The organism is Homoserinimonas sp. (genome assembly GCF_056262345.1).
This window is the reverse complement of the sequence record NZ_JBACFR010000190.1, coordinates 1-6,371: the sequence shown is the minus strand read 5'-3', so window position 1 is coordinate 6,371 and position 6,371 is coordinate 1. Positions and strand designations below refer to the sequence as shown.

General features: G+C 66.0%; 5 protein-coding genes. 1 reads left to right on the top strand and 4 read right to left on the bottom strand.

What is annotated here, in order from left to right; all coding sequences use genetic code 11:
• Positions 1-182 precede the first annotated feature (182 nt).
• The 3 genes from AC062T_RS09475 to AC062T_RS09465 are packed head-to-tail and all read right to left on the bottom strand — an operon-like array spanning position 183 to position 5,506.
• Positions 183-2,015: a YhgE/Pip family protein gene (locus AC062T_RS09475; protein WP_476029456.1), complete on the bottom strand. Its 1,833-nt coding sequence runs from the start codon at positions 2,013-2,015 to the stop codon at positions 183-185.
• Entirely contained in the window at positions 2,012-4,933 is a 2,922-nt protein-coding gene (locus tag AC062T_RS09470) for an MMPL family transporter (RefSeq protein ID WP_476029454.1), read from the bottom strand. The genes AC062T_RS09475 and AC062T_RS09470 overlap by 4 nt, the downstream gene beginning before the upstream one ends.
• A gap of 24 nt (positions 4,934-4,957) precedes the next feature.
• The gene (locus AC062T_RS09465) at positions 4,958-5,506 is read right to left on the bottom strand and encodes a TetR/AcrR family transcriptional regulator (RefSeq protein WP_476029452.1); all 549 of its coding nucleotides are present in this window, start codon (positions 5,504-5,506) and stop codon (positions 4,958-4,960) included.
• A 144-nt stretch (positions 5,507-5,650) separates the two neighbouring features.
• On the opposite strand from AC062T_RS09465, the gene AC062T_RS09460 reads away from it, so the two are divergent.
• The gene (locus AC062T_RS09460; RefSeq protein ID WP_476029450.1) at positions 5,651-5,839 is read left to right on the top strand and encodes a hypothetical protein; all 189 of its coding nucleotides are present in this window, start codon (positions 5,651-5,653) and stop codon (positions 5,837-5,839) included.
• Between the two features lie 12 nt (positions 5,840-5,851).
• Here AC062T_RS09460 and AC062T_RS09455 read toward each other — a convergent pair.
• On the bottom strand, positions 5,852-6,371 hold a 520-nt coding region (locus tag AC062T_RS09455; RefSeq protein ID WP_476029448.1), incomplete at its 5' end, for an aromatic amino acid lyase.

The window sequence follows — 6,371 nt, the reverse complement described above, 5'->3', positions numbered from 1 at the left end:
GCCTGAACCGTCATGGGGTGCATGCTCCGTGTCTTATCGGCGCCCTTATTCCCGCCGGAACGCGGGAGAGCGTCCCTTCCACAGTACCCCCGCCTGTGCCTCAGCGGGCCGATGGATTGCCTCCATCGGCCCGCCGAGCTGACGTTAGGTCCCCCTAGCGGAATATGATGCGGAGCTCGCCCCTAAGCGGGCAGCGGCAGGGCCGCGAGCGATCTGATCCGGCGCACCCGGCCCAGCGCGGCAACAGACAGCAGCACCGCGCCGATCGCATAGGCGGCGAGAACTGCCGCAGATCCGAGGGCTACGCCTGCCGTTCCGCCCGAGATTATCGCCTGCATGCCCGCGACGGCATGGGTCAGGGGCAGCAACGGACTGATCGCCGCAAACGGCCCTGAAAGAAGCTGCACAGGGTAGAGGCCGCCGGTCGAGGTGATTTGGACGGCGAGCAGCAGCAGCGAAACGACAAGCCCCGCCCGGCCGAATGCGGTCGTGAGGAGATAGTGAACCGCCGTGAACGAAAGCGCAGTTAGCACGGCGAACCCGAGGGTTGCCGGGAGCATGATCCACGACGTGTCGAGAACGAGGTGCAGAACTGCCGTGAGCACAACAGCCTGGGCCACCGTGATGCCCGCAGCTTTGGCGATTCCCGACCACAGCAGCCGGCCGGTGCTCGCCGACGAGGTCAACGCGCGCCGAGCCACGGGGCGCAGCACGAGAAACACCGCGAGCGCTCCCATCCACAGTCCCAGCGGCACAAGCAGCGACGATACGCCCGCGGCGAGATCGCCGATTTCGTTGTTGCGCGTTGTCTCTGCGGTTACAGGGTTGGCCACGATGCTCGCGCGCTCTTCTGCATCCTCGACGCTCGGAACCTGCCCCGCCCCATCGCTGAGGCCCGTGGCGAGTTCTTGTGCGCCCGATGCGAGGGCACCGGCACCGTCGGCGGCTGTGCCAGCTCCGTCTCTGAGTTCTCCCAGACCGCTGGCGAGTGACCGTGCGCCGCTGCGCAGAGCCGGAGATCCCGAGGCGAGCTGGGCTGCACCCGAAGCGCTCTGGGAGATGCCGCCCTGGAGCGCATCGATTCCCGAAGCGGTCTGTGCGCTGAGCTCGGAACCCTGCCCGGCAAGGTAAGCGAGCTGAGGAGCGAGGGCGGCGGCTGTGGCATCGCCCGGGTTTGCCGCTGCCATCGCCGCGACCTGCTGGCTGAGCTGGCCGATTCCTGCGGTGTAGGCCGACACTCCCGAAGAGAGTTGGTCGAGCTTGCCCGCCGAAGAGTTAAGAGTGCCAAGCCCGCGGCTGAGCGAATCGACGCCCTCCGTGTAGCGCGTGATTCCGCTCGAGAGGGTGGTCGCTCCCGTCTGGGCTGAGGCGATCCCCGACTGCAGCGTCGACAGCCCAGAGCTCAGCTCCCCTCCGGCCGACGCGATCGTGCCGGCGCCCTCCGCTGCTGAGCCGAGCGAAGATCCGAGGTCTCCGACTCCCGAATAGAGCCCAGCGATGACCTGCTCCGTGATGGCGGAGCCGAACGCGGTTGCGACCCCGTCGCCGATCGTCGACGACAGAACGCCACTCAGATAGCTGTGTGAATCATCCGTTCTGATGTCGAGCGCTGTCGTTCGGGGGTTCTCGCCCTGCACCGACATGAGGGCCTCAGAGAAGTCCTCCGGGATCGTGACCACCGCAAAGACATCACCGTCGGCCAAGGCCTTCTCGGCTTCGTCCTCGTTGGTGATGACCCAGTCGAAGCCGTCATCGCTGCCCGTGAGTTCGGTGACGAGCTGACGGCCGGCGAAAATTGGCGACTCGGTGCCGTCTGCTGCCGTCTGGTAGATGAGCTGGTCATTGTTGACGATCGCGGCTGGCACTCGACTCGTGGCCGTCTCCGACTCCGAGAGCGCCCCGATGGCAAGACCTGCGAAGGCAAGTGGCACCGCTACGACAGCGAGAATTGCGGCCCAGCGACCCACGCGCTGGCGGGGTGAACGTGCGGATGATGTGGTGCGAAGGCCGGTCACAGCAGCACTCCCATCGTGTCGAAGGCGGGCGCGTCAATGGCGTTGTCGCGCGGTGAGGTGAGGTCGAGCAGGATCACCGTGCGGCCTGCGACGGAATCGCCGTCGATGGCTCGGGTCGGCAGCGGAGTGCCGACAACAACGGTGGTGTGTGAGGGGGCAAGCTCTGCCAGCGACTCCAACAAGAGTCGGCCCTCATCGATATCGGTGAATGAATCGGGGATGTCTACAACGACGACAGGGGTCCCCTCCGCGAGGGCGATCACGGCGAGGGCAACGGCGCGCTCCCGGCGGCCGAGTCGGCCGATCGGAGTCTCATCGAAAATGCCGTCGTGCCCGACCGCAGCCGAGGCGCGTGCTACCCAGCGTGCGGCGACACGGGAGGCAGAACCGGCCTCGCGCAGCGGCAGAGTCGACCGCAGATGCTCACGCAGAACATCGCCGAGCGTCGCCTCAGCAGACTGACCGTCGCCAGCATCCGCCAGCGCCACGATGCGCGCCACCCTCGACGACTCCGACGGCAACGGATGACCGCCGACCTGGAGTCGCCCGCCGACCGGAGCAAGACGCCCGGCCAGAGTTGCGGCAAAGAGAGCACGATCATCGGTGCTGCCGCTCGCGAGCACGAACGATCCGGCAGGGGCCGCGAATCGCAGCGGGCCGAATGCCGTGGCTCCCTCGCCGACCACAAGACCCTCGGCGCGGATGACGGCGTCGGGCCCATTCGCGACCCAGGCTTCTGCCTCGCGGTGGTCGCGCAGGTGTTCGCCCTCGATATCGGCCTGGGGCAGTGAGCGCTGAAGCCAGCGCGGCAGCCACCAAGCGGAGCGACCCATGAGAGTCATGAGGGCGGGGCCGAGGGTCATGCGCACCAGGAACGCATCGAACGCGATTCCTGCGGCGAGCCCGAGCGCGATCGGTTTGATCATGCCTGCGCCCTCCGGCACGAACGCGAAGAACACGAAGAACATAATGAGCGCCGCCGCCGTGACAACCCGCGAGCCGCCGGCAAAGCCTCTCTCGATGGCGTGGCGGGCGTTGCCCGTCTTGACGAACTCCTCGCGCATTCCCGAGACCAAAAAGACCTCATAGTCCATGGCCAACCCGAACAGCACGGCCATAACCAGGATGGGCATGAAGCTCAGGATCGGCCCGAGGTGATCCACATGGATGAGCTCGGCACCCCAGCCCCACTGGAACACGGCAACCGTGACTCCGAGGGCTGCGGCGACCGAGAGCAAGAATCCGATTGCCGCCTTGACGGGGATCAGAACGGATCGGAACACCATCATGAGCAGGATGATCGAGAGCCCGACCACGATGAGCGCGAACGGCACGAGCGCGTCGGTGAGTCGCTGAGAGATGTCGATGCCGATCGCGGTGAAGCCCGTCACGGCGACGGTGGTGCCGAACTCGTCTTCGATCTCCGGGGCAAGATCGCGAATGGCCTGCACGAGTTCTTTGGTCTCTGCCGAATCCGGTGCGCTGTCGGGCGTCACCTGAATGATGGCGGTATCGAGCGTCTCATCGGGGAGGCCTTGGCTCACGAACGCGACGTCGTCAAGCTCGCCGAGCTTCTCCCCGATCGCGTCGAGGTCTTCGAGGATGTCGGTCGTCTGAGTGATGTCGAACGACACGATGAGCGGGCCGTTGAACCCTGCTCCGAAACCATCACTGATGAGGTCGTAGGCCTTGCGCTGCGTGGTATCCGCCGCCTCGGAGCCGTTGTCCGGCAGGTTGAGGTCGAGGCTTGCGGCAGGGATCGCGAGGCCACCCAGTACGGCCACGACACCGATCGTGGCGAGCAGCGGGCGCTTCATCACGCCGCGCACCCAGCGCAGTCCCATCGAGGGCTTGGCCTGGGGGTCGTTCAGGGCGTGAGCACGCTTGTAGGCCCGGCTCCCCTCCTTGGGCGTGAGCTTGCTCCCGGCAAGTCCGAGGAGCGCTGGCAGCAGGGTGATCGCCACGAGAATCGCGATCAGAACGGCGAAGGCGGCTCCGACACCCATAACGCTGAGGAAGGGGATGTTGACGACGAGCAGTCCAAGGAGCGCGATGATCACGGTCACCCCGGCGAAGACAACGGCGCTGCCCGCCGTGCCGACGGCCATCGCAGCCGACTCCTCAGGGTCCTCTCCCAGAGCGAGCTGGGTTCGGTGCCGGGACAGGATGAAGAGGGCGTAGTCGATGCCGACGGCGAGCCCGATCATGAGCGCGAGCAGCGGTGCCGAGTTGGAGATAATCGTCACCTCTGAGGCGAGCAGGATGCCCCCGATGACCACGCCGACGCCCACGAGCGCGCTCAGCAGCGGCATTCCGGCCGGGCGAATCGACCCGAAGGTGATGAGCAGCACAACGCCGGCAAACAGAACGCCGAAGACCTCGACGATCGTCACGCCGAAGCTGGTCTGCTGAAAGATCTGGCCGCCAAACTCAACCGTGAGCCCCGCGTCTTCTGCAACCGACTGGGTTGCCACGAACTCGTCGACCATCGCATCCGAAATATCGACCCGGGTGCCATCGAACTGGACCTGAATGCGCGCCATCGACTCATCGTCGGAGATGGCCTTGCCGGCGTAGTCATCGAACGGGCCAAGAACGGTGTCCACGAAGTCGAGCGATTCGATCTCCTCTTCGAACTCCGTCACCGCGGCCTTGAACTGCTCGTCGGAGACCGATGCGCCGTCCGGGGCAACGACAACCGCCTGAGCGCCCGCGCCCGCGACCTGCGGGAACACGGCCGAGAGGTGGTCGAGGGCCGTCTGCGACTCCGTTCCCGGGATGTCGAACGACTCCTGCATGTTGCCACCGAGCACAGCACCTCCGCCCAGGATGAGCACGAGAGCGGCGATCCAGGCGCCGATGATGGCCCAAGCGCGGCGGTAGGCGAATCGCCCAAGGCGGTAAAGCAGGGTTGCCACAGGAACTCCAGTCGGGACGGCGGGCTAGGCCCGGATAGGGGCGAGCAGTTCGGAGAGGATCGTGACGAGAGCGTCCCTGGTCTCGTCGATCGGGGTTTCAACGTCGAAGGCCTGCTGACTCACGAGTAGGTAGGCGGCGCCGCCCAGGGCGATGCCGAAGCGCATGCGTTCTTCTAGTGACGAGGTTGAGCTGGCGAAGAAGTCGGCGATTCGCATCACGAGCGCGTTGGCCCGGAGCATCACAGGGACGTCGACGAGCGATAGCCCCTGGTTGATGAAGAGGTGAACTTCGAGCCTGTGCTCGAGGAGAAAATCAACGAACCGTTCGACGAAGGCCGCGCGGGCCTCGCTCGTGAACGGAGCGCGGGCCATGTCGTCGAGGATCGCGTCGAGCCGGTCGATCGCGGGGGTTACCGCAGCCTCAAGGAGGACCTCTTTGCTGGCGTAGTGATAGAGCACGCTCGATTTGGCGAGTCCTGCTTTTTCGGCGATGCGCGCGAGCGAGGTTCCCGTGTAGCCGGCGGTGGCAAACTCCGCGAGCGCTACGGCGCGGAGGTCGGCGGCACTAGACATGCGAATATCGTATCTGACCGATCGGTCAGGCTTGTGCCATGCTCCTGCGATTCACAGCGAGCCTTCAGGACAAGGTGCAGCAACTGCACACCCGAGGATGCTCACGGTAGCGTGGGGATCGAACACGATCTTTGGGAGGCCACCTTGCGCAAATTCATCTTCAGCGGGTCAGTGCTCAGCGCCCTCTTCGGCGGAGTCGGCGCCGTGCGCACAACGCTCACCGGGCCCCGCGACTGGCGACTCGCCCTCATGTGGGTGAGCTGGGCATGCGCCGTCGGCATCGCCGTCGGCACGGTAATCAAGAACAACCAGACGAACGAGCTAGAGCACTAGCCCGGCTCGCCGCTAACGCACGGTGGCGTCGGCCTCTGCAGCGGCCCGACGCACGACGCTGGCCATGCGGCCAGTGCGCACGAACTCAACCGCCTGCTCGATTTCGGCGGCGAGAAACCGGTCGGGGCCGGGGCCATCGACAACCGTGCGAAGTTCGGCGATCACCGCAGCAGAAATCGCAGCAGGCTGCTCCGGTGCGCGCATATCGATGCCTCGCGCCGCCGTCATCACCTCGATGGCCAACACCCGGGTGAGCCCGTCAATCGAGCGCCTCAGCTTGCGAGCGGCAGACCATCCCATCGACACGTGGTCCTCCTGCATTGCCGAGCTCGGAATCGAATCGACGGATGCCGGCACGGCGAGGCGCTTGAGCTCCGAGACGATTCCCGCGGCGGTGTACTGGGCGATCATGAGCCCGGAGTCGACGCCCGCGTCGTGCGCGAGGAAGGCGGGGAGTCCATGGCTGCGGGCCGGATCCAGCATCCGGTCGGTGCGGCGCTCCGACATGCTGGCGACGTCGGCGACCGCGATG

What these genes read in the sequence shown, in the direction of transcription:
- AC062T_RS09465 (WP_476029452.1), bottom strand. Translation starts at nt 5,506, where the DNA reads ATGTCTAGTGCCGCCGACCTCCGCGCCGTAGCGCTCGCGGAGTTTGCC.